This window comes from Paenibacillus sp. FW507-14B1B (genome assembly GCF_058781425.1).
The window spans coordinates 442319-463917 of the sequence record NZ_JBYSWS010000004.1 but is presented as its reverse complement, the minus strand read 5'-3'; the positions used below and the strand labels follow the sequence as shown (position 1 = coordinate 463917).

General features: G+C 44.2%; 16 protein-coding genes. All 16 read right to left on the bottom strand.

Going from position 1 to position 21599, the window contains the following annotated elements; genetic code table 11:
• Positions 1 to 101: 101 nt before the first annotated feature.
• The 16 genes from AC3WJJ_RS20775 to AC3WJJ_RS20700 all read right to left on the bottom strand — a co-directional run bounded on the left by AC3WJJ_RS20775 (position 102) and on the right by AC3WJJ_RS20700 (position 21593).
• Complete coding sequence (locus AC3WJJ_RS20775; protein WP_492543544.1) at positions 102 to 620, bottom strand: hypothetical protein; 519 nt, start codon at positions 618 to 620, stop codon at positions 102 to 104.
• A gap of 155 nt (positions 621 to 775) precedes the next feature.
• A complete protein-coding gene (locus AC3WJJ_RS20770) occupies positions 776 to 4282 on the bottom strand; it encodes an Ig-like domain-containing domain (RefSeq protein WP_492543543.1) in 3507 nt (1168 codons plus the stop codon).
• Between the two features lie 382 nt (positions 4283 to 4664).
• The gene (locus AC3WJJ_RS20765; RefSeq protein WP_422658596.1) at positions 4665 to 5009 is read right to left on the bottom strand and encodes a hypothetical protein; all 345 of its coding nucleotides are present in this window, start codon (positions 5007 to 5009) and stop codon (positions 4665 to 4667) included.
• 228 nt (positions 5010 to 5237) lie between these two features.
• Positions 5238 to 9119 carry an S-layer homology domain-containing protein gene (locus AC3WJJ_RS20760; protein WP_492543542.1) on the bottom strand — a complete coding sequence of 1294 codons (3882 nt, stop codon included), beginning with the start codon at positions 9117 to 9119 and terminating at the stop codon, positions 5238 to 5240.
• A gap of 202 nt (positions 9120 to 9321) precedes the next feature.
• Complete coding sequence (locus AC3WJJ_RS20755; RefSeq protein ID WP_422661563.1) at positions 9322 to 10446, bottom strand: glycosyltransferase family 4 protein; 1125 nt, start codon at positions 10444 to 10446, stop codon at positions 9322 to 9324.
• A 114-nt stretch (positions 10447 to 10560) separates the two neighbouring features.
• Positions 10561 to 11319: a WecB/TagA/CpsF family glycosyltransferase gene (locus tag AC3WJJ_RS20750; protein ID WP_492543541.1), complete on the bottom strand. Its 759-nt coding sequence runs from the start codon at positions 11317 to 11319 to the stop codon at positions 10561 to 10563.
• Positions 11320 to 11323: 4 nt separating this feature from the next.
• A complete protein-coding gene (csaB, locus tag AC3WJJ_RS20745) occupies positions 11324 to 12463 on the bottom strand; it encodes a polysaccharide pyruvyl transferase CsaB (protein WP_492543625.1) in 1140 nt (379 codons plus the stop codon).
• Complete coding sequence (locus AC3WJJ_RS20740) at positions 12439 to 14457, bottom strand: DUF5693 family protein (RefSeq protein ID WP_492543540.1); 2019 nt, start codon at positions 14455 to 14457, stop codon at positions 12439 to 12441. Before AC3WJJ_RS20740 ends, csaB begins: the two co-directional genes overlap by 25 nt.
• A 94-nt stretch (positions 14458 to 14551) precedes the next feature.
• On the bottom strand, positions 14552 to 16270 hold the full coding sequence (locus AC3WJJ_RS20735; protein ID WP_492543539.1) for a phospho-sugar mutase: 1719 nt from the start codon (positions 16268 to 16270) through the stop codon (positions 14552 to 14554).
• Between the two features lie 45 nt (positions 16271 to 16315).
• Entirely contained in the window at positions 16316 to 16747 is a 432-nt protein-coding gene (fabZ, locus tag AC3WJJ_RS20730; protein WP_422658602.1) for a 3-hydroxyacyl-ACP dehydratase FabZ, read from the bottom strand.
• 326 nt (positions 16748 to 17073) lie between these two features.
• On the bottom strand, positions 17074 to 17211 hold the full coding sequence (locus AC3WJJ_RS20725) for a DNA-directed RNA polymerase subunit beta (protein WP_422661564.1): 138 nt from the start codon (positions 17209 to 17211) through the stop codon (positions 17074 to 17076).
• Positions 17212 to 17286: 75 nt separating this feature from the next.
• A complete protein-coding gene (locus AC3WJJ_RS20720) occupies positions 17287 to 18105 on the bottom strand; it encodes a flagellar hook-basal body protein (RefSeq protein WP_492543538.1) in 819 nt (272 codons plus the stop codon).
• Between the two features lie 49 nt (positions 18106 to 18154).
• Entirely contained in the window at positions 18155 to 19036 is an 882-nt protein-coding gene (locus AC3WJJ_RS20715) for a flagellar hook-basal body protein (protein ID WP_492543537.1), read from the bottom strand.
• A 73-nt stretch (positions 19037 to 19109) separates the two neighbouring features.
• On the bottom strand, positions 19110 to 20108 hold the full coding sequence (locus AC3WJJ_RS20710; RefSeq protein WP_422661565.1) for a rod shape-determining protein: 999 nt from the start codon (positions 20106 to 20108) through the stop codon (positions 19110 to 19112).
• Positions 20109 to 20306: 198 nt separating this feature from the next.
• The gene (gene spoIIID / locus AC3WJJ_RS20705; RefSeq protein ID WP_054954622.1) at positions 20307 to 20594 is read right to left on the bottom strand and encodes a sporulation transcriptional regulator SpoIIID; all 288 of its coding nucleotides are present in this window, start codon (positions 20592 to 20594) and stop codon (positions 20307 to 20309) included.
• A 261-nt stretch (positions 20595 to 20855) separates the two neighbouring features.
• Complete coding sequence (locus tag AC3WJJ_RS20700; RefSeq protein ID WP_422658605.1) at positions 20856 to 21593, bottom strand: peptidoglycan DD-metalloendopeptidase family protein; 738 nt, start codon at positions 21591 to 21593, stop codon at positions 20856 to 20858.
• Positions 21594 to 21599: the final 6 nt, after the last annotated feature.

The following is a 21599-nucleotide window of genomic DNA, read 5'->3' as shown; positions in this document are numbered from 1 at the left end:
GTGTACACGTATAAAACGTTGTCACATATGGCAATAATTATTAGTAAGGAAATTTATTAAGTGCATTTGAATATGATGATAATACCTAGTGCTGGTCAACACTATTGCTGGTTCTGAAGCGTGTAACCACCACGAACCATAACAACCAGATTACTGTTCAGCCCATCTTTAACCTTAATCCCGCGACCTTCCCTTGGGAACGACAGCAAATGGTTCGATGGTGCAGCTTGTCCATTCAGTAGATCCACACCGTCTGTCAGATCTGCCACACCGTTAGTGTCTTGTGTGTAGATAACAGCCTTACCGGAACGTACGATAAACTCAGCACCAGCTTTAGCAATCAGGATTTTGCCTGGCTTGATCGTTACGACTTTGATCTCATCTCCACCTTGGGATGGCTTAGATGGTGTACCCGGGTTGCTTGGATCAGTTGAGCCACCACCGTTGCCAAGTGCTTTCTGGATTTGTTGGTCTACGTAGCTTTTGGTTACGACCGGGTCGTCGGTTGTGCCGGGTTGGGTGGAGCCTGCTCCGTCTGCAGTTGTATTGAGAAGCGAGCCTGCAATTAATGTGCAGGTAAGAATTGCAGTTGCTGCTATAATTTTATTGGTTTGTTTCATGTGAATACACCTCCGTCTTATTAATTATAGTTGTTTTACGGTAATATCTACATAGTTAACACTAGGTCTTCTAGATTTTTAGTATAAATCAAAAAGAGGACTAGAGAAAATCTCTAGTCCTCCCTTCAATGAAGCACAGTTAATGAGAACTGATATTATTGTTTAATAGCAGCTTTGAAGGTAGTAACAGCATCTTTAAGAGTTGTTACTGCATCATTTACTTGAGCTTGTGTAGCATTATTGTTACTACGTACAGTTTTAGCAGCAGCAACTGCATCTGTCAAAGCATCATGTTCACCTTGCTCAACTTGGCCTGAACCTGCTCCAACAGTGGTATTAGCTGCTAGATCTTCAGCGTTAAGGATTTCGTTGCTCAACGTAGCTTTATCTACCACTACTTTTTTAGCTTCAAATGCTGTAGTAGCTGCGTTCAACTCAGTCAATGCAGCATTGATTTGTGCTTGTGTACTAGTCGCACTATTCGCTACAGCACTTGCTTTATCAATGGCACTTTTATAAGTTGCTTTTGCACCTGATTGATATTGACCATTTTGAAGTCCTTCTGTTGCTCCATCATGTTTAGATGTAGCAGCAGAAATAGCTGATTGAAGAGTAGTAGCATCTACAGCAGCAGAAACTTGAACCTGAATTTTCTCGGATTGAGATGCAACAACATTTGAGCCGGCATCAATCAAGAATCTTGGGTTAGGAATAGATACTTCCAAAATACCTGTTTGAGCTTCAGTAAATGTAAGAGTTACAGTATTACCAGAAATCGATGCAGTGTAACCTTTTGCACTTGCATTAGGAGCCAGAGTACCGTTGCTATTACTTACAACGAAGTCAGTTGCAACGTTAGCCAAATAGCTAGCACCGTTTGTTTCTGTTAATGCTTCGTTAAATTGAATTGCAACTTTACCAGTATTAGTACCAGTCACATTCTTAATTGTAGCTTTAATGGCATCTACAACCTTGTTTGAAGCTGTGTTTGTTGTTACTGGACTAATTGGTTGACCTACAGCTGTTGAAGTTGTAGCTCCCTCTTTGATTTGAACGTATACATCATTGTCGGAAGCGCCAACTTTAGCATTTTGCTTCAAATCATCAGCAAGTGTCAATACTACAGTATCCGCATCAGAAACTGCTGCATTTGTTACCGCAATTGCAGTACCATCGGCTAATACTACTTTAAAGTCACTTGCTCTTACTGTTGTGGAAAGAAGGTTTTCTGTAAACTTAACAGCAATTTTATTTGTTGCTGTAGCATTTACTGAAACTACATTTACTGCTGATGGGTTTCCTACAACCAAATCCTTGCTAAGACCAACCATCAGATTACCTGCAACGTCCTTAACAAGTTGCACTCGCAATCCAGTGATGTTAGCAACATTGATATTAGATGGGAATCCTAGAACTGCTGCTTTACCATCAGGTGTAACATTGACATTCACTGAACCAGGAAGAACTTTCCAGTTTCCAGCGTCATCAGATGTTTCGTAGAAATAGTGTGCACGATCTACGATAGATCCATCACCACTTACAGCCATCTTTTCTGGATAAGATACTACAACAGTATTGTTTGTTGTATTTCTCTTAGCAGCAGTAGCAGAAAGCTCAGGTCTTTCTGTATCTCCCACGTTAATTTCTTTAGAGTACGGAAGGATTACATTTTCAAGAGTAGTATTATCACTAATACCAGTAATTTCAAGTGTGTATTTAGCAGATTGATTCAGAGCTGTAGCCAATGTTACAACAACTGTTCTGTCACCACTCATGCTTACAGATTTAAGTTTGTTAACTTCTTTTCCGTCTGCATCTTTAATTACGAAATCTCCAGGCTCAACAGTGGAAGCTTTCAATGCTTTGGAGAATTTCACAGTAATTACTTTACGATCTTTATTCAAATCAACATTGACTACAGTTGGACGAGTTTGATCCAGCACTGGGTTAACTTGAACTTTTGAATCCGCTGCAATTGTATTACCAGAATAGTCTTTAACTCCAGTTACATACAAATCAGTAGCGTATTGAATTTTGTTAGAACCACTGAATGTGAACTTGTAAGTATCATCAGCAAGTTGAACTACAGAACCTGTATCAGCTGTTCTCTTAGTTGTTCCTTGCATCCAATAAACATTAGAAGCAACAACAGTTTCAGGGTCAACTGGCTCACTGAACTTCAATGTTACAGACTCAAACGTAGCATGCTCTACTGAAGCAATAGTAGGAGCAGTTTCATCTTTAACAACATCATAAGACAACTCTTTGCTCAAGGATTTAAATCCAGCAAAGTCCTCAACATTCGTTACTGTAACTTTGTGCGCTCCGTCAGCAAGTGGAGTGTACAATTTAACAATCACTGTGTTTCCTGCAACTTTAGTGTTACCAACCAAAGTGTTTCCATCTACCAAGAAGTTAGAAGCATTTGCTTTTTGGATAGGTTCGCTAAACACTACACGGATAGTGCTGTTACCCAAAGCCTCAACGCTATCAGCCACTGGAAGAGCAGAATCTACTGGAGTAAATTCATAATCAGTTGCACTAATAACTTTATCTCCTGCTTTTACATTATTAAAGGAAATTTTATAAGGCAATTGGTTAACAAACTCATCGGCATCTGCAGTAGCGTTTGGCAAAGCTACGGTTAAAGTAACAGATTTACCATCAGCAGAAAGTACAGCAGATTTTACATTTTTAGCATTTGTAGTATCACGTTCAGTAATAGTGTAGTTGTCTACCAACTCAGCTGTTGATTTATCAACTTCACCATCAAATGTAACAACTACTTGAGCCAGGTTACTAGCTGATACACTTTGAACCTTAGTAGCTGTAGTTACAACCCAAGTTACTTTCTCGCTGTAATCATAGTTACCATGTTTGAAAGTTACTACAGTCTCTACGTTAGCTTTCAAAGCAGTTTCAGGAGTTACTTTCACAACTTCATCATTAGCAAGTTTGAATTCAACTACTTTACCATCTTCTTTAACTTCATAAGAAACTACTTTTGGTTGTTGTTGATCGATCCAGATTGCATATGCAGTGTCAACCATTTGAGCTCTAGTTGCATTTGCTTTTGGAGCAGCATCTTTGGAGATGATGCCAGCGTTAACTGCTGCTTGAACATAACCTTTAGCCCAAGCGGATGCAGCGTTGTCGGTTTCAGCTGGTACTTCAAGTTTCATTGCACGTACCAATACTGCAGCCATTTCTTGAACGGTAATTTTACCGTTGTAGTCGAAGATCATCTTCGTAGTGTTCTTACCTTCCATCAGGCCAGCAGAGTATACTGCTTCGATGTAAGGAACAGCCCAGTTCTTAGCTGTGTAACCTTTGTCTTTGAAAGACAGTTGACCAGTGATTGGCTTAAGGCCCATCAAGCTGGATACAACTTTCGCGAACTCAGCGCGAGTCAAGTCTCTGTCCAGACCAGCGGAACCATCTTGGTAACCAGTTAGGATCTTAGCGTCTTTCAATACGTCAAACTTTTGTTGGGATGTAAGTTTTGCATCGTCACCGAATGCAACAGAAGCAAACATGGAGAATGCCATTGCTGTAGACAGTGCTACGGATAAAATTTTCTTCATAACCTTTTTTTCTCCTCCTTGAATCGTAACCTGATTATTTTCTTTAATTTGTTTAGAATGATAGCTCGTGTTACTCATTCGTCGTACACCTCCTTCCTCGAGTGTGAGCAGAAATCATATAAATGATGTCTGTGACGGGTATCACAGAAACATGTTAACAAAGAGAACATTACAAACTAGCGTAGTTTCCTATAATCCTACCTAGGTATTATACAATGAGTCCCATAGACCGTAAAGAAGATTTTTCTAATTAATAGACAAGTTTCTTCAAGCGGTACATATTGGGTGTTTCATTGTGTTCTACATCTTAAACGTTCTATAGAGGAAAAAGTTGCGGATGTTTCCAAGTTTTTTTGATTTTTTTTAAAAAAACTCAAATAATTCGCTGAAACTTCATCTAACATATCACTTTCGTGGCATTAAAACAAAAAAAGACGCCTTTCGGCGCCTTTGTCATAATCTAGCGGATCTTCATAGCAAGCTGGATAACCCGAGCACGCATTTCTGGATCTTCATTAAGCTTACTATACATCATTTCGATTTCGACTTTATTATCACGATAAGTCTTCTCATGTTTAATGGTAACGTGGGACCACTGGATTAAGGCGTTCTCTGCCAGTGTCAATTCATTAAATGCATCGTGGAAGCCTGTCTCCATTACGAGTCCTTCCATGATTTCTTGTGTAATCTCATCATGAACACCGCGAGCAAGCTCAATCTTCTTCTCCATAACCTTGGCTCTATCTTCGAATTGAGTCTTCGCCTTCATATAGTCCAACTGTGCTTTCGATAAAATCGGCTTCATAAATTCTTCTTCACCCTCTAAAAAATAGTATGTGCTCTGGTTATTGTAGCGCATTCTAAATCAAATTACAAAGAATTGTAAGCTTGATAGGATTATTGTCAATAGATAGCTAGACTTAATATAGAGAAAAATAAGAGGAGAGCCGGACCATACCGCTCTCCTCTTATACTTGATTCTAGCAAGATTTCTGCGCCACTATATAGGGGAAGCTATTCCCTTAACTTCAGCCTAACTCAGGTTCTTAGGGAAGACATTCGTACTCTTCTTCAGAAGCTCAACGGCAATTTTACCAGCTTCTGCACGAGTCAGATTGCCTTTTGGATTGAAGCTATATTGCGGTTTCTTCTGCCCAGCAGGTGTGGACGCCGAACCTTCCATGATCTTAGCTTTGGATACGGCCAGTACTGCAGGACCCGCATATTTATCAATTTTGCCTGAATCGACGAAGGCTTTAGCAAGTGAAGCTTCAAGTTTGGCATCGTTATTAGCTAGCTTGAGTTTCAGTGCACGGGCAATCATGACCGCTGCCTGTTCACGAGTTAGTGGTTGATCTGGAGCAAACACTCCATCCGTAAGACCTGCCACGATCCCTGCTCTTGCTGCTGTCTCGATGCTGTCATAATCCCATGTTGCAGACCGCGAGCCTGGTACGATGTCTACAAATGTACGATTGTCATCAGAGTTAATTGGCAGACTCAAACCTTTTACAAGAAGTGTTGTGAACTCCCCTCTCGTTGTCTGATCGTCTGTACCGAACTGTTCAAAGCGAAGGTTATTCATAAAGCCTTTCGCATAAAGACCATTCAAAATATTACGTGCCCAGTTATGGTTCGTCACGTCATTATAGCTACGACTTAATTTCATGACTTTATAATAACCGAACTCGTCGAATGGAACGCTAATGGTATGGTTCTTCATGTTGACTTCTCCACCAATGTTCTCCCATTGCCGTTTTGCGGTATATCGATAAACGGTAATTGTTGCACCTGCTTCATCTACCACATTCGAATTAAAGGACAACGTCAAAGTTCCTCGTTTCGATGGTGTAATTCTCCGCTCAGCAGGAATCTGTGGATCACCAAACAATCCTTCCACCGAATAAGGCGTCAATCCATTCGTCTTACCCGCATAAGTGGCTGTCCCCAGATCACCTTTCTCCCCGAGTCCTCCACTAATCCAGTAGACTTGTGAAATTCGTCCAAAGTTGCTGGACTGCGATGTCGACCCGAATTTAAGTAAGTATTCATCTGGTATGCTCCATGATGGAGCTCCACTATCCTCACCGGTTCCAGGGAAACCAATGATATTCCCGTAATCATTCTTCCGTTCAACGATTCCCGTTATTGGATCTGCAATACCGAACAAAAGTTTCGTATCTGGATAATATTTTGCAATTCCTCTTGTATCAGTACTCTGCATTACCGTCCCTTTAGGGAGATCAAGCAGCAATTCCTTGTTAAAGACCGTATACTTATTAGCTACTTTCGGAGCCATATATTGTGCATCTACACCAACAGTCCCTGTATAAAACACTTCGATGGTGTCTGAAATCTTGGTGCCTGCCCGATTAATTGTGATCTTGATCTTATTGGATTTATCTTGCTTCAACCCAACATAATCATATACAAAGCGATGCTCGCCTAAATCTGTACGCTTCGCTGCCGGTTCATTACCTATAATGACCTCTGTTGCACCCTCTGCTTCAATATCGAAACGAACAAAGTTCTTATTCACTACAATCTGTTTACCGACGGTAGGTTGTGGAGCAAGAATACGATATGCAGCTACTTCACGAACCAATTCTAGACGCTGGGTTGTCTTCGCCCCAGTTTCATTCAACAATTCTAATGTATACACATTCGTTCCTGGTGCACTTGCCGTAATATCATGAATTCGCATAATAAAGTCATTCTGAGTACCTGCGAAATCATACGTATACCGCTCACCATTAAATATAACTACCTCGTTCGTCGTTGTAACCGCTGGCAGGTCCACGGACAAAATGTTCTTTGTACCCTGGTTCAAGTTCAGCTTGACGGCACCACTTCCACGGAATACAAGGTCGTACGTACCTAAGCTTGTTGTAAACTTATTATCATTGTAAATAAATTCAGGTGTTAAGTTAAAGATCTGTTTCAAGAGCGGATCAGCTGCACTGAAATCTCTTGGTGGGAAGCTAGGACGATCTTTACCAAGTGCTGGCTGGAAATTCGCAATCGTCGATACATTGTTATCTACGATATAAATACGAAGTTCTTTGCGGATTTCTCTCGCTTGTCCTTTACCATCTGTGCCAATTCCCGTAAGGATAATTTTATTCTCCCCGAATACTAGCGGACCATCTTTCATAGAGATGTTCAATTGGATATCGAATTGACCACTACTTTTAGTTAACCACGTAGGGTCAAGACCCTCTGTTGTATTCGTTGATTTGACTTTCTTACCATTCACAAATACTTCAGCAAGGAAATGATTACTGTTAATTGTGTTATCGAACCCAATATATTGACCTTTAACATTCAAGTTAGTTCCATTTGCAGAATCCAGCGTATAAGTCTGTCCATCAATTAAATTCTCTATATAAATATAGTTCTTGGATGCGAATGAAATGGTAGCATCCTTGTACGCTGTTGAACCACTATAGTTAAATCGCACCGTCTGGTTGCCGTTCTTCAGTCCAACAATTCGGTACACATAACTGGTATTCGAAACATTCGTCACATAATCAATCTGAATAGAGCTTGTTCCAAGGGGAAGATAATTAGCTCTTAGACCGTTTTGAGGATCTGCAGGCTTTCCGTTCGTATTCACCAAAATATAGAAATCTCCCGAATCCACCTTAGCTCCGTTCAGTGCTTCCCCTGCCGGAATCGTTCCACTGCCCTCATATCCTTTAAGATATTTCAATCCCGTAATAACCGTCTGTCCTTTCATATACTGAAAGTCCATTCGCTTGTTTATTGTCTTAGTGCCATATGTTACGGATAACACATGCTTCTGATTAAGTAATCTCTCTCCACTCGTATCCTTGTTGAGCGCCAACTTAGGGATTTCGAATGTTACCATCCAGTAAGAAGGAGTGTTCCCCTTAACACTCGGAATGAAGAGTTCCTCCGTAAACGATGGTGTCACCTTATTATCATTGACCAATATCTCTGCACTTTCACTAAACTTTGTATTATTCGCAGTATCCTCAGGAACCAGCATCTGCACTCTTACCATCGCATTGTCTGTATCCTCTGTAAAGATTGGCTGCACTCCAAGAAGACTTTGTGGATTCTCACCTTTCGAATCCAACAAATCAAGGAGTACGATCGGATTCTTCTCATCGTAATAAAACAAAGAGTAGTTGAATGTAAGCGAGTCAGAGCCATTCTGTGCTACCAGCTTCAAGCTATTTAATCCCGGATTCAGCTTAAGCTGTGGTGAGAAGAAGCTACCATCTTGCAGTAATGATGTTGACAAGGCTGATCCATTATTGATGGATACAGTCACCTTGGTTGTATTCATCGCTTTACCCTGCAAAGTAATTTCATCTCGATTTACAACGATCTGAGCGCCTTCATTCAAATCGAGATTGTCTGATCCACCTAGTACCTGTAGCTTTTCAACATAAGGCACTTGATCAAACAAAATATAAAATGTCTCAGAACGTTCAACTTGACCCTGCTGCCCTGTAAAAGTAACTCGGTTCATACCAGGGTACAAGGTAAGGTTCGCCTTGAATCGTTGGTCCGGTCTTTCGTGATCAAGTGTAACCACGGCCGGGGCAATACGACCGGAATCCTCTATCCACTCTTTCTTATTTTGATCCCAGTTAAGTAATTGGACATTGGCTCCGAGTGTGGAGTCCGTGACCATTCTGTATGTCCCTGTAATCTCTTGCTGTGCATCAGTTACTTTGTAAACATTACCTCTGGATAATTGTTTATCTTCAGGTGTCTTTGTCAATGTTAAGTCAACCGTATTTCGTAGATCTGAAATATCCGGAGTAAAATAACTAGTAAGCTTGTCAGCTGCCGATGCCGTCGGTACAAGCCCTGCTGGTATCAACGACACAATCATAGCCACCATCATCAGCCAAACAATCGGCTTCTTCGTACGCTGCATTCGATCATCTCTCCTCAGTTAAGTCAATTACCTCTTATATCGGCACCATCCTCCCCTTATTTTAGAAGAAAACACAAAAAAACCTCACCCTTATTCGGTGAGGTTGCTTGTACACATGCTGTGTAGTGATATGAGAAAAAGTTACGATAACTGAAAACTTCATTTAATAGTAGGGTATTAAAATTATTAATACCTAAACTTGTTATTTCGTGCGGGACTCTGCGTTCGTCTTCACTCGAATCCGGTTGATGAGTCCGAGCAGTGGGCGCTTGGTCTTACCGACCAATCCAATTACCTCTGCACCGATCTGCAGGAAGAACATCATGATACAGATCACGACGAATGTGACCCAGTTCGCTTCATACATCGCAGCTGAGGACTGAATGATAGCCAGCACTCCGAAGAATGCAGCAATACCATAAATAATCAGAACCGACTGGCGATGGCTGAAACCAAGTTCGCGTAAGCAGTGGTGCAAATGCCCTTTATCTGGAGCAAAGATCGGTTTCTTCTGGATCTTCCGGCGGATGATGGCGAAGAGAGTATCCGACAAAGGCACACCGATAATGATCAGTGGCGTGATGAAGGAGACAATCGCAATCTGCTTAAATCCGAGCAAGGACAGCATGGCCAAACTGAACCCAAGGAACAGTGAGCCTGCATCCCCCATAAAGATCTTAGCCGGATGGAAGTTAAAGAATAGAAATCCGATAATTCCGCCGAGCAAGAGCAAGCAGAGCAGTGCTACTGTCGTATTCCCCATCAAGAGGGACATGACAAGAATCGTACTAATGGCAATACCGGATACACCGGCAGCCAGACCATCAAGCCCATCGATCAGGTTAATGGCATTCGTCACACCAACGATCCAGAAAATCGTTAGCGGAATGGAAATCCAGGCTTCAAGCGTCGAGTAACGGTCCTGGAAAGGTATATTAACAAAATCAACTGTAATATTAAATCCAAACACAACAACACAGGCAGCAATAATCTGCGCCAGAAATTTCACCTTAGCAGACAGTTGGAAACGGTCGTCCAATGCTCCGATCAGGACGATCATCGATCCGCCAATAAGAAAAGCTTTCATAAAGTTTGCGTCACGTGGTGACAGACTTTCAGGAATAAAAGGGAGCACGGCAATCAATCCGAGGATAAATGCCAGATAAATTCCTAATCCGCCCAGCCGGGGCATGATTCGTGTATGCACTTTACGGGCATCCGGAACGTCCACAGCGCCAACCTTTACCGCAAATTTTTTCACGAGCGGTGTCAAGAACAGAGCCAGTACCAACGACACGACAAACCCGATGATGTATATCGTTACCATGTAATCATTCAACCCCCAATATTGTCTACCGTGTTGAATTATACTCCCTTCGCTTCCGAAAACCAATGTTAATTTCCGGCGATTTACCGGATTTTACCCACAAAAAAGAGTTAATTAGCTTGTTTTCGTAACTTTTTCTTTCTCACGCAGTACTTTAACTGCGAATTTCGGGAGCGCAAGCATTCTTTTGGCCCGGGATGGCTCACGTAATAAACGATAGAACCACTCCAAACGGAGCTTTTGAAATACTTTGGGTGCCCGTTTGGACTTACCCGAAATAATATCAAAGCTGCCGCCAACACCCATCATGACAGGTACGCCGAGACGTTCTTTATATCGAGCAATCCAAGGCTCCTGCGTGTCTGCCCCACGGGCCACAAACAGCAAGTCTGGAGATACTGCTCTAATCTCTTCAATAACCTCATCATCTTGTTCTGGTCCAAAAAATCCATCACGATATCCGGCAATCACAGCTGCCGGATACTGCATTTGTAACCGCTCGGCTGCTGCCTGAATCACTTCCGGTGTCGTACCCAGCAAATAGAATTTCCATCTATAGCTTTCGCCAACCTTCATTAATTCATGTAGCATATCAAAACCGGTTACACGTTCGTTAAGCGGATCGCCACCTACGTTCGCTGCCCATACGATCCCCGTACCATCAGGAACAATTATATCTGCGTTCTGCATCATGGTCTTGTACTCCGGATTGTCGAGTGCAGTCATAACCATGATTGGATTCGCGGTAATAACCTGATGCGGTCTTCCGGATTTAACGGCTTCTGTTAGGTACGCCACCGTATCATCCATATTCAGCTTCGAGAACGGTATATCAAAAATAGAAACGGTTGGAATCTTGGTTGTCTGGTTCACTTTATCACCTTCTATTACCTAGGAATTCAACAATATGCCGGGCTGGGTTCTGAGATTCCTGCTTAAGCTGTGTGATCTGAGCACTATGCTCTTCCTTCCAAGCTGCTAAGGAGTCCAGCATTGTAATCATATGCCTTGTCAAATCTGCAGGAACCAGTGATTGGCTGCTCCCTATAGGTGCACTGTCCAGCCGCTTCAGAAAATGATCGATCTTCGGATCATACGAAATACCGATGAGAGGTACACGCTGATTGGCTGCATAGATCAAGCTGTGTAGACGCATGCCAAGAATCAAGTCACAGCGGCTTACTTCAAGAAGCATATCTTGAGGTTGCTGTTCCTCCCGGTAGAAGCTTATCTTTCCACCGTATGATGTAATATCACCCATCTTGTCCGCAATATACTGTGAAGCTTGTTCATCTTCGGGCTGATAAAACGGCAGGAACCTTAAATGAACGGGCCGCTTACGAGCTAGTTCTGTCAGTGCATCAGCTATCGCATTCAATTCCCGGCGTTCCTTATCCCAGAAACGGACCGAAATGCCGATTACAGGAAGCTCTTCTTCACCTGAAATTGAAAGATCACCAAGCTCTTCATTATTCTGCTCAGGCAAAGGCATTCCCATCACAGGATCAGGGACAATGTGAATGTCCTCTGAGCGAATGCCCATTGACTGAAGGAGCTCTCCCGATTGTATATCTCGTACCGAGATATAAGAGCATTTGCGGAACACAGACCGAATCATGGGATTAAATATCTTTCGATTCACAGGTCCCACACCTTGTGCATAGATAAAGGTTGGTTTCTTCAGCCACTGTGCAATCTTGATGATCGCCAGATAATACGGGATCGTCTTGGGGCTGGTTGCATCCTGAAGCAAGCTCCCTCCCCCGCTGATCAATCCGTCACTTTCTTGAATCGCACGTCTAACTTCACCAAGCTGCATTCGATGTACCGCACGGACACCATACATGGATGATGTCCACTCCGGATTGATAGAAAGGACAACGGGTTCAATCTTAATACCCGCTGCCTTTCCCTGCTCTTCGAGCGCAGTCAAAATTGATTTCAAAACGGCTTCATCACCGCTATTCTTAAATCCGTAATATCCGGAAATGACTATTGTCTTAGTAGAGGAGACCATCTTTTCCAGATCCTTTCCGCGAGTTGCCATACCAAGATCGCAACCAAGCCAAGAATGAGTCCGAGAACAAGACCAAGCAATCCACGGACCGCCGAAATATAGATTGGTGAATGGATATGCGTAAATGTACCGACGATTGACAATTGACCCATTGCACCGAAAATTAACAGATACGCTGCATGGCGGTATTTAAATGACAGGAACAGACCGAGCAGCATAATCGGATGAGCGAACAGGAATTCTTTATTCCGTGGACGTACACCGAAGGTGTTCTCTAAGAATGAACGGAATGCCATCTCAATCGATGATACCTGACCTGCATTTCCTGTACGGCTTAAGTAGTACATACCAGCGACACCCAGAATACCCGCAGCGATAACCATTGCAATATTAATCGGTGTCTTGAGCAGAGATGTTACGCCACTGCGTGTTGCCTTACCACCGCGATACAAGAGTACATATATCGCCGTCAGTAACATAGGCGCCATAGCCAGCAGGTTAACACCGCGGAATTGATCCAATACCAGCATGTATGTCACATTGTTCAGCAGCGCGATCACAAGCGGTACTGCTGCAAGGGATAGAATCGTTGTCTTCAAGAACAGCACGATCGCGTGCGTTAAGCGTCTTCCCGTACTGATATCTGTGAATGTACGGCTAGCGACATTCACTTTGCGAATAGCCAGAATCATAGCAACCGTAGGACCACTAATCGATGTTCCCAGTGCCAAAGCTTGTTCCATCAATTCGGCGTTCAAGACATACAGCCCCGCACTTCCAATAAGTCCAAGCACGAAGGCTGGAATAGTCAGGAACGGAATGAAGTACGATATCATCAGCGCGATAAGCGCGACCGATCCAATAAGAGCACCAATCTTGAAATAGCGCTGCATGGAGGAGTCCTTAACCTTAAACGGCTCTGCTTGTCCAATTGTAAAGCCATTTTTCTCAATATCCTTAATCGCATTTCCTGGCTCAGTCAAGCTCTCAATGAGATTGTTGATTGGATCTGTGATCGATGCTTTTGTGGAATCTCTAAGCGGTTCTGCATTCAAATAGAACATCCGGATATTCCGGTCTTTGGATGCGAGTACGAAACGATCGCTAATCACATCCACTTTCAAAGATGCATCTCTCTCACTCAGTGAATAAATACGCACAACATTATAGTCGGTGAGATAGGCGAGCTTTTCAAAGCCTTTTTGCGGCTTCTTTATATTCTCAATGGCTGTAAGACCGATGTTGTACTTATTTAGCAGTTCACCAAAGGCCTCCAAGCTCTCCATGTCTTCATTGTCATTAAAACCTTTTACGGATTCACCGTCGAATAGAACCCGTTTGACCCCGTTATCGGCAAAATAAGACATCAAACGCTCCATATATGCCTGATCATACGGTAAGCTGTCGGATAGACGCGGAACAATCGTAAAGCCACGTTCCCGAAGCATAGCAATCGTAATTGGGTCTTGAGTCATCGGCTTCAGGTATGCATTCGCTTTAGGCGTCTCCAGTATTAACCCGTCGTGATCTTTGAACGTCCATGAACGTACTGGAATATCAATTCTCTTGAAAGTTTCTTCAATGATCGGCTTAATCTGATTCTTACTCTCATCTGTATTAAAAGTGATGTACGTATAGTTATCATTCGTTGGGGTAACATTTCCTGTCAGATCGGCTACTTGCTGCCCATCGTATACTGTGATCCGCCGTGACTTGACGAATTCATCCAATGTACTTTCGAATAAAGCCATACTGCTAACACCGGCTTCCTTCAACCGGTCCAACTGTTCTGAAATAAAGTCCTGTGGATGGGCCTGATAAACCGATATATCCACCAAGTCACGATAGTCAAATACAAACTCAACATTCTTAGCCGTTGATTCAGTCTGTAAGCGGTCATAGCCAACAGGCAGAGCGGCCGCAACGCCCAGAACAACTAGAATCCACAGCCACTTACGAGCTGCCACATTCCAGTGTTTCCATTTCTGATGCACGAAAGTTCCTCCTCATTGAACTTACGGGATTCTTCCGCTGAGTAATCAATCGCGAAAGAACCCCGGTCGTTTAAATCTATACCTAATTTATCGATTAAGCATCTACTCTGGTCATGACATGACTTGCGAGCGTCTGCATCTTTTGCTGTGCGTCTTCAAGTGACTGACCCCGAACTGCAAAATACACCTTAATCTTCGGCTCAGTGCCAGATGGACGCAAACAGAACCAAGAACCGTCTGTGAGCATGTACTTCAGTACATTCTCCTTCGGTAGTCCATCAAGACCTTCTGCATAGTCAAGCACGCGCTCAACCGCAATACCGCCAACTTCTGTTGGAGGCGTACTGCGCCAATCGCTCATAATGCCTTGAATCTGAGCAATGCCATCTTTACCTTTGAGCGTACGGGACTCGAGGCTCTCCAGGAAGTACCCAAATTGCTCGTATAGCTCTTGCAATACATCATAAAGGGTCTTACCTTGACCTTTATAATAAGCAGCCGCTTCACAGATCAGCATGCTAGCAAGCACTGCATCTTTGTCGCGTGCATAATCTCCTGCAAGATAGCCGTAGCTTTCCTCATATCCGAACAGATATGTATGCTCACCGGATTGTTTGAACTGGGTCATTTTTTCACCGATATATTTAAAACCTGTGAGTGTGTTCATGACTGTTGCTCCGTAGTGCTCAGCGATAACCGCACCCATCTCACTCGTTACAATCGTCTTCACGACTGCAGCATTATCAGGTAGCTTACCCGCTTCCTTCAATTGACTGAGCAGATAATGAATCATAATCGCACCCGACTGATTACCGGATAGAACCACATATTCGCCTTGGTTGTTCTTCACCACGGCTCCCATACGGTCCGCATCAGGATCTGTTCCGATCAGAATGTCTGCAGAAACTTCTTCACCCAGCTTCATCGCAAGTGTGAATGCTTCACGCTCTTCTGGATTTGGAGACTTCACAGTAGAGAACTCTGCATCTGGCTGTTCCTGCTCAGGAACAATGTATACATGCTTAAAGCCGACAGCCTCAAGCACCTGACGAACTGGAATATTCCCTGTTCCATGCAGTGGAGTATAGACAATCTTAATATCTTCTCCTAGCTTAGAAGAAATCAGATCACGGTTCACACTAATACTTGCTACAGTGTCGATAAACGCTTGATCTTCTTTCTCGCCAAGCCAAACCAGAAGCCCTTCTGCCTCTGCTTGTTCTTGAGATAGCTTCTTCACAGCAGCAAAAGAATCTACCTCCTGGATATTCGAAATAACTTGCTCCGCTTCATCCGGTACCAACTGGCCACCTTCCGAGTTATACACCTTATAGCCGTTATACTCCGGAGGGTTGTGGCTTGCTGTGATCACAATCCCACCTGTAGCATTTAGCTCACGAACACTAAATGATAACTGAGGCGTGGACCGAAGGCGTGGATACAGCTTTGCAACAATGCCATTGCCTGCTAGTACAAGCGCCGCTTCGAGAGCAAACTCTGGTGAGAAATGACGGGAATCATGGGCAATAACGACCGAAGGCTTTCCCTCTGCAGTGCCGTGAGCATCCAGGATATAACGAGCAAGGCCTTGAGTTGCACGACCTACTGTATATTTATTGATCCGATTGCTACCCGCGCCAATGATCCCACGAAGACCACCTGTTCCGAACTCCAAGTCACGGTAGAACCGCTCTTCTAATTCTTTCTCGTCATTTCCGATTGCACGCAGTTCCTGCTTCGTCTCTTCATCTACATAAGGATCATTTAGCCAACGATCTACAGTCTCCACTGTTCTCTGACTCATTACTGCCATGATAATTTCCCCTTCCATATCCAAAAATAGTTATCGAAGTCTCTATTACTTTTTGTCTGATAGTGCGAACATAATCTCGCCTTCTGCGACCGTACGGCCATCAACCGATGCCGTTGCCTTCCCTTTACCAATCATCCCTTTAAGGCGGGTGATTTCAACTTCAAGGCGCAGAGTATCACCAGGTACAACCTGTCCGCGGAAACGGAAGCCATCAACACCTGCCAAGAAACCAAGCTTGCCACGATTGCTCTCCACATTCAGAATCGCTACGGCTCCAACCTGAGCAAGTGCTTCCACAATCAGCACACCCGGCATAACTGCGTATTCTGGAAAATGTCCAACAAAAAAAGGCTCGTTAATAGTTACATTCTTGATTCCTACGGCTCTCTTGCCGTCCTCGATTTCCACGATCTTGTCCACGAGCAGGAACGGTGGGCGATGAGGTATAATCTCTTGAATTTGTCCGATATTCAGCACAAAAAAACTCCTCTCTTATGTAAGTAACCGCTAAGCACTACCTTTGAAAAGCAACAACTCGTTTCTCAGGTGTGTTATTTCATGCCAACTCATGCATAAAATATGGCGGATACGGAAAAACTAAAGATATCCTTCATTACCTGCAGACATGAAGGTTGAGATAAGGGGCTTTCTCTATAGGCGTTCGCCTAGGAGGAGGCCCTTTTTTATTGATATGTCTAAAAAATGCGCTAGTCCATCCCATTATAACGTTTTCGTGAAAAAAAAGAAAACTCCCCCAGGGGGAGTCTTAAACCATTATTCGCTCGTTCTATACCTTACTCCATTTAAGGAGCAAAGACTAAATCGAAAACATGCTTCCAAGTACTCCACTGGAAAGCTTCCCCGATATCCTGTTTACCTAAGACGACATATCCGACTACCATTCCACCGACCAAAGCCAGTAGCAAAAAGATCGGAACCATGATTCTAAGAGCGATCTTCCACCCTGAAGTCTTACGTCGTTTAGGCTCGCTTGCTTCACTCACGGTTCATACCACCTATCCTCGCATAGTGTTGGCAAGGTTCATCATGGTGTCGCTGGAGCTCAGCGCGCGTGCAGCCAGCTGATAAGCTCGCTGGACTTCCATCATCTTCGTCATTTCGTCCGACATACTCACGTTAGACTGTTCCAAAAATCCGGATTGAACTTCAGATTTCAGCTGCGTAGGATCTGCTTGCGGTGCTTCGAATACCTGTGCTTCCGTCAGACCTGCAGCCAGCATGTATAGATTGCCATCCATCTGCACAAGTCCCTCTGGACGCTGCAATTCAGCAAGCTTCAGCGTACCTACTACAGTTCGTCCAGCAGCAGTCTCGGCCAATACCTGCCCAGCACCGTCTACAGCAACTTTGGCGTTCGCAGGTATACGAATCGGGTTATTATTTCGGTCCAGAACCTGATACCCTTGATTGTTAACCAGATTCACATAAGCTGCATTCTGCGGATCAGGTGAGACACGAAACCCACCTTCACGTGTATACGCGATACCGCCATTACCTTGCACCGCAAACATCGCATTCCCTTCAATCGCAAGATCCAGCGGGTTCCCTGTTTCCTTATGGGAGCCTTGTGCTAAATTCTCAACAATGGAGGCAAGCCTAGTACCGAAGCCCATCGTATATCCTGACGGCGTAGATCGTCCAGCCAGCGCGAAATCCTTATGATGTCCCTGCACCTGAGTCAGCACATCTTCAAATGATGTATCCTTGCTCTTATATCCAACCGTATCCACATTCGCAATATTATCAGCAATGACATCCAGTCGCTGCTGCATTGCGTTCATAGACACCATAGCACTAATCATGGAGTTATTCATACCCAAACCTCCTGTGGTGTAGACATATTGTATTGAACATATGCCTTACTTAGACTCTGCCAATCTCATTCACTGCTTTTTCGAGAGACTTATCGTAAAATTGAACGACTTTCTGGTTCGTCTCGTACGCACGAAGAGCTGCAGTTAATTCAACCATGGACTGAGAAGGGTCCACATTGGACGCTTCAATAAACCCTTGGCGAACAATTGCATTATCTCCAGCGGCTAGAAGACGAGAACCATCTCCATTCGCTGCATCTAGACGAAAAACACCATTGCCTTCTCGCACGAGCTGATGAGGCTTGTCCACCACAGTAATTCCTAATGTAACTCCTGTCGGAATACCTGCTTCACTCAAGATTTGCCCTTGCTCATCCACTGTAAGGTTACCAGACTGCCCTGTCAATACAATCGGCGTATTCCGCGCATCCAATACCTGGTATCCCGTCGACGTCAGAACATTCCCCTGATCATCAACCTGAAATTGACCATTCCTTGTGTAACGAACTTCACCATTCTCATCCTGTACTGTAAAAAAAGCTTCAGGACGATACGTAATTTCACCGTTTCCATCTATATATTTACCAGACGCATCAAAATTCACGTTCTCGCCAGTCGCCTGATCCACAAGTCCAAGCTGAGAAACAAGGGCGAAGTCTGTCGATTGGCCTGTCTCGCGAAGTGCTCCTTGCTTATACAGTGACAGACTCTCCTCTGCGAACACACCGGTATTCAGCTTACCGACCGTTCGATTCGGATTCTCTGCATTGCCACCAATCATAGATACAAGCACTTCCGGAAAGGAGCGCTGCACACTGTCTGTCTGCTTATAGCCAGCCGTATTTAAGTTCACAATATTTTGCGTAATCGTATCATGACGCCGCTGCTGTGTAACCATACCTGCTGCTGCGTTATAAAGTCCTCTTAACATGAAGGCACTCTCCTTCTCATGGACCCTTCAAAAAGCTCCACAAATTCTTTCACTACCATTCTATATCGGTAGATTAGAATTTTTTCTTAACCACTTTATCCAAATTGTCCAGCATAATTCCCGTTCCCTTAACGACACAGTGCATTGGGTCCTCTGCTACCAGTACCGGCACTCGCAGCTGTTCGGTTAACAGCTCGTCCACTCCATGAAGAAGTGCGCCGCCGCCTGTCAGAATAACTCCACGATCAATAATATCTGCCGATAGCTCTGGTGGTGTCCGCTCAAGCACTAACTTGGCTGCCAAGACGATGGATGACATCGGATCCCATAGTGCTTCCTGCACCTCCGCAGATGTAACAGTTACCGTGAGCGGAAGTCCCGATACCATATCTCGGCCTCGAATATCCATCTCCGCTTGTCGTCCACCCGGACGAACGGTTCCGATGGCTACCTTGAGGTCTTCAGCTGTACGCTCTCCGATAAGCAATTTATATTTATTCTTAATGTATTTAGTAATGGCCTCGTCGAACTTGTCCCCAGCCATTTTGATAGAAGAGGCGGTTACCACATCGCCCATGGACAGGACGGCTACGTCTGTCGTGCCGCCCCCAATGTCCACGACCATGTTACCACTAGGCTGATAAATATCCATACCGGCGCCAATAGCAGCCGCTTTAGGCTCTTCTTCCAGGAACACATCTTTCGCACCGCTTCGCTCTGCCGCTTCTCGTATCGCCTTCTGCTCCACAGACGTAATATTCGTAGGTGCGCAAATGAGGATGCGAGGACGGCTGTACCAGCTGCGTGCTCCAACGCGGTCAATAAAATACTTAAGCATCGCTTCTGTAATTTCAAAGTCGGCAATAACCCCATCCCTCAGCGGGCGGATAGCCATTATATTACCGGGTGTACGCCCTATCATGCGCCGTGCATCTTCCCCGACGGCAAGGACTCTTTTGGTGTCGCTCTCTATGGTCACTACGGAAGGTTCGTCAAGCACTACCCCCTTCCCTTTGACGTGAATAAGCACGTTCGCTGTCCCGAGATCGATTCCAATATCCTTGCTAAACATCATGAAAAGCCCCCAAAGTGTTATTTTATGGTAAGTGAATGTTGATTCCGAGCATGTCTGCCGAGGTTCGACAAATAGCAGCATAACATGATGTAAATCGGCATACGAAGTCCTTATCATTCAGTCTGATACCATCTTTTAACATATCATACTTTAGGGGAGGGATTCAATCTTCTTCTAGCGACCTAAGAACTATAATTATGATTTCGCTGTTGTGACAGGTTCACGGCTTCCGCTTCCCGTCTTTTTGTATTTGATCTTGGTGGCTTCGCCGCCTCTAAGGTGGCGGATTGACTTGTGGTATTCGAGAATATGCTTAACCTGATCCGCTAAGTCCGGGTTGATCTCCGGCAGACGTTCGGTTAAGTCCTTATGCACCGTGCTCTTCGATACGCCAAATTCTTTGGCTATCGTACGGACTGTATGCCTTGTTTCCACGATACAGCGTCCGATTTTAATGGTCCGCTCTTTGATGTAATCGTGCACGCTCCCGCCTCCCTACTGTGTGGATAGTTTGGTACAGTATATGAATGGCATGGCGGGATATTCGCGGTTTCACGGGGTGACAAGCTCCACTGTACCCATTTATTTTGAGGACATGCTAAGAAGAGACCTAATCTTTAGTGCATCTTACGGGACATCTTCGCGCCATTACCTACCCTTAAAGCCTTGAGGACAAAGAAAAAAGGCAGGATCATGGGATCCTGCCCTAGGTGCCCGAAGGGCACTGTCTATAGACTGAAAAATTTATTTCTTCGGAAGATACTCCGATGGGTTAGCCAAGTTATCGCCCTCGTACACTTCAAAGTGCAAGTGGTTACCCAGCTCTTTTTCGAACTCACTACGTCCAGCCGTTGCGATGGTATCGCCTTGCTTCACTTCTGCACCTTCCTCAACCTTCACACCGCTCAAGCTTTGATAAACGGTCTTCAGATTTCCCGGGTGGGTGATTTCTACCACCGTTCCATTCACTGGATGATCCTCTACTCGACTAACCGTTCCATCCAATGTGGCTTTTACATCAAATGGCTTGTCGTCTTTAGAAGCAAAGTCAATTCCGAGGTTCGGTGTAAAGGTATCATTGTACTGAACCATCGCTTCTTGATTCTCTTCTACTGGAGCTTCTGCATCATAGAACTTCTTCACAACACTTACATCTGCTACGTCGCCTGTTGGTAAGATCATGTTCTGCGCGTTAGCCACAACTTCAACAACATCCTCTTGTTTGCCTTCCGCTCCAGTCTTGGCATCTGTACCTTTCTCGGTACCACTTACAGCCACGTCTGTGTTAAGCGGTTTTTGGCTGGCGTCCTGGTAGACCCACACGAGGGTTAGTATAATTGCCGCTGCTGCCAGATATGCTGCCGGGAACACCCACCGTCTGGAAAACATTTTTTTCCACGAAGACGACGTTACCGCCGTTTCTCCTTGATTGGTTTTAGGAGCTTCTTCGCGGGTTTGACTGTTCTTGTTTTGTTCATTCATTTGTAA

Bases quoted from the DNA above. Each gene is read 5' to 3' on its own strand.
- AC3WJJ_RS20775 (WP_492543544.1), bottom strand. From the start codon at position 620: ATGAAACAAACCAATAAAATTATAGCAGCAACTGCAATTCTTACCTGC.
- AC3WJJ_RS20770 (WP_492543543.1), bottom strand. From the start codon at position 4,282: ATGAGTAACACGAGCTATCATTCTAAACAAATTAAAGAAAATAATCAG.
- AC3WJJ_RS20765 (WP_422658596.1), bottom strand. From the start codon at position 5,009: ATGAAGCCGATTTTATCGAAAGCACAGTTGGACTATATGAAGGCGAAG.
- AC3WJJ_RS20760 (WP_492543542.1), bottom strand. From the start codon at position 9,119: ATGCAGCGTACGAAGAAGCCGATTGTTTGGCTGATGATGGTGGCTATG.
- AC3WJJ_RS20755 (WP_422661563.1), bottom strand. From the start codon at position 10,446: ATGGTAACGATATACATCATCGGGTTTGTCGTGTCGTTGGTACTGGCT.
- csaB (WP_492543625.1), bottom strand. From the start codon at position 12,463: ATGGTCTCCTCTACTAAGACAATAGTCATTTCCGGATATTACGGATTT.
- AC3WJJ_RS20735 (WP_492543539.1), bottom strand. From the start codon at position 16,270: ATGGCAGTAATGAGTCAGAGAACAGTGGAGACTGTAGATCGTTGGCTA.
- AC3WJJ_RS20725 (WP_422661564.1), bottom strand. From the start codon at position 17,211: ATGGTTCCGATCTTTTTGCTACTGGCTTTGGTCGGTGGAATGGTAGTC.
- AC3WJJ_RS20720 (WP_492543538.1), bottom strand. From the start codon at position 18,105: ATGAATAACTCCATGATTAGTGCTATGGTGTCTATGAACGCAATGCAG.
- AC3WJJ_RS20715 (WP_492543537.1), bottom strand. From the start codon at position 19,036: ATGTTAAGAGGACTTTATAACGCAGCAGCAGGTATGGTTACACAGCAG.
- AC3WJJ_RS20710 (WP_422661565.1), bottom strand. From the start codon at position 20,108: ATGTTTAGCAAGGATATTGGAATCGATCTCGGGACAGCGAACGTGCTT.
- AC3WJJ_RS20700 (WP_422658605.1), bottom strand. From the start codon at position 21,593: ATGAATGAACAAAACAAGAACAGTCAAACCCGCGAAGAAGCTCCTAAA.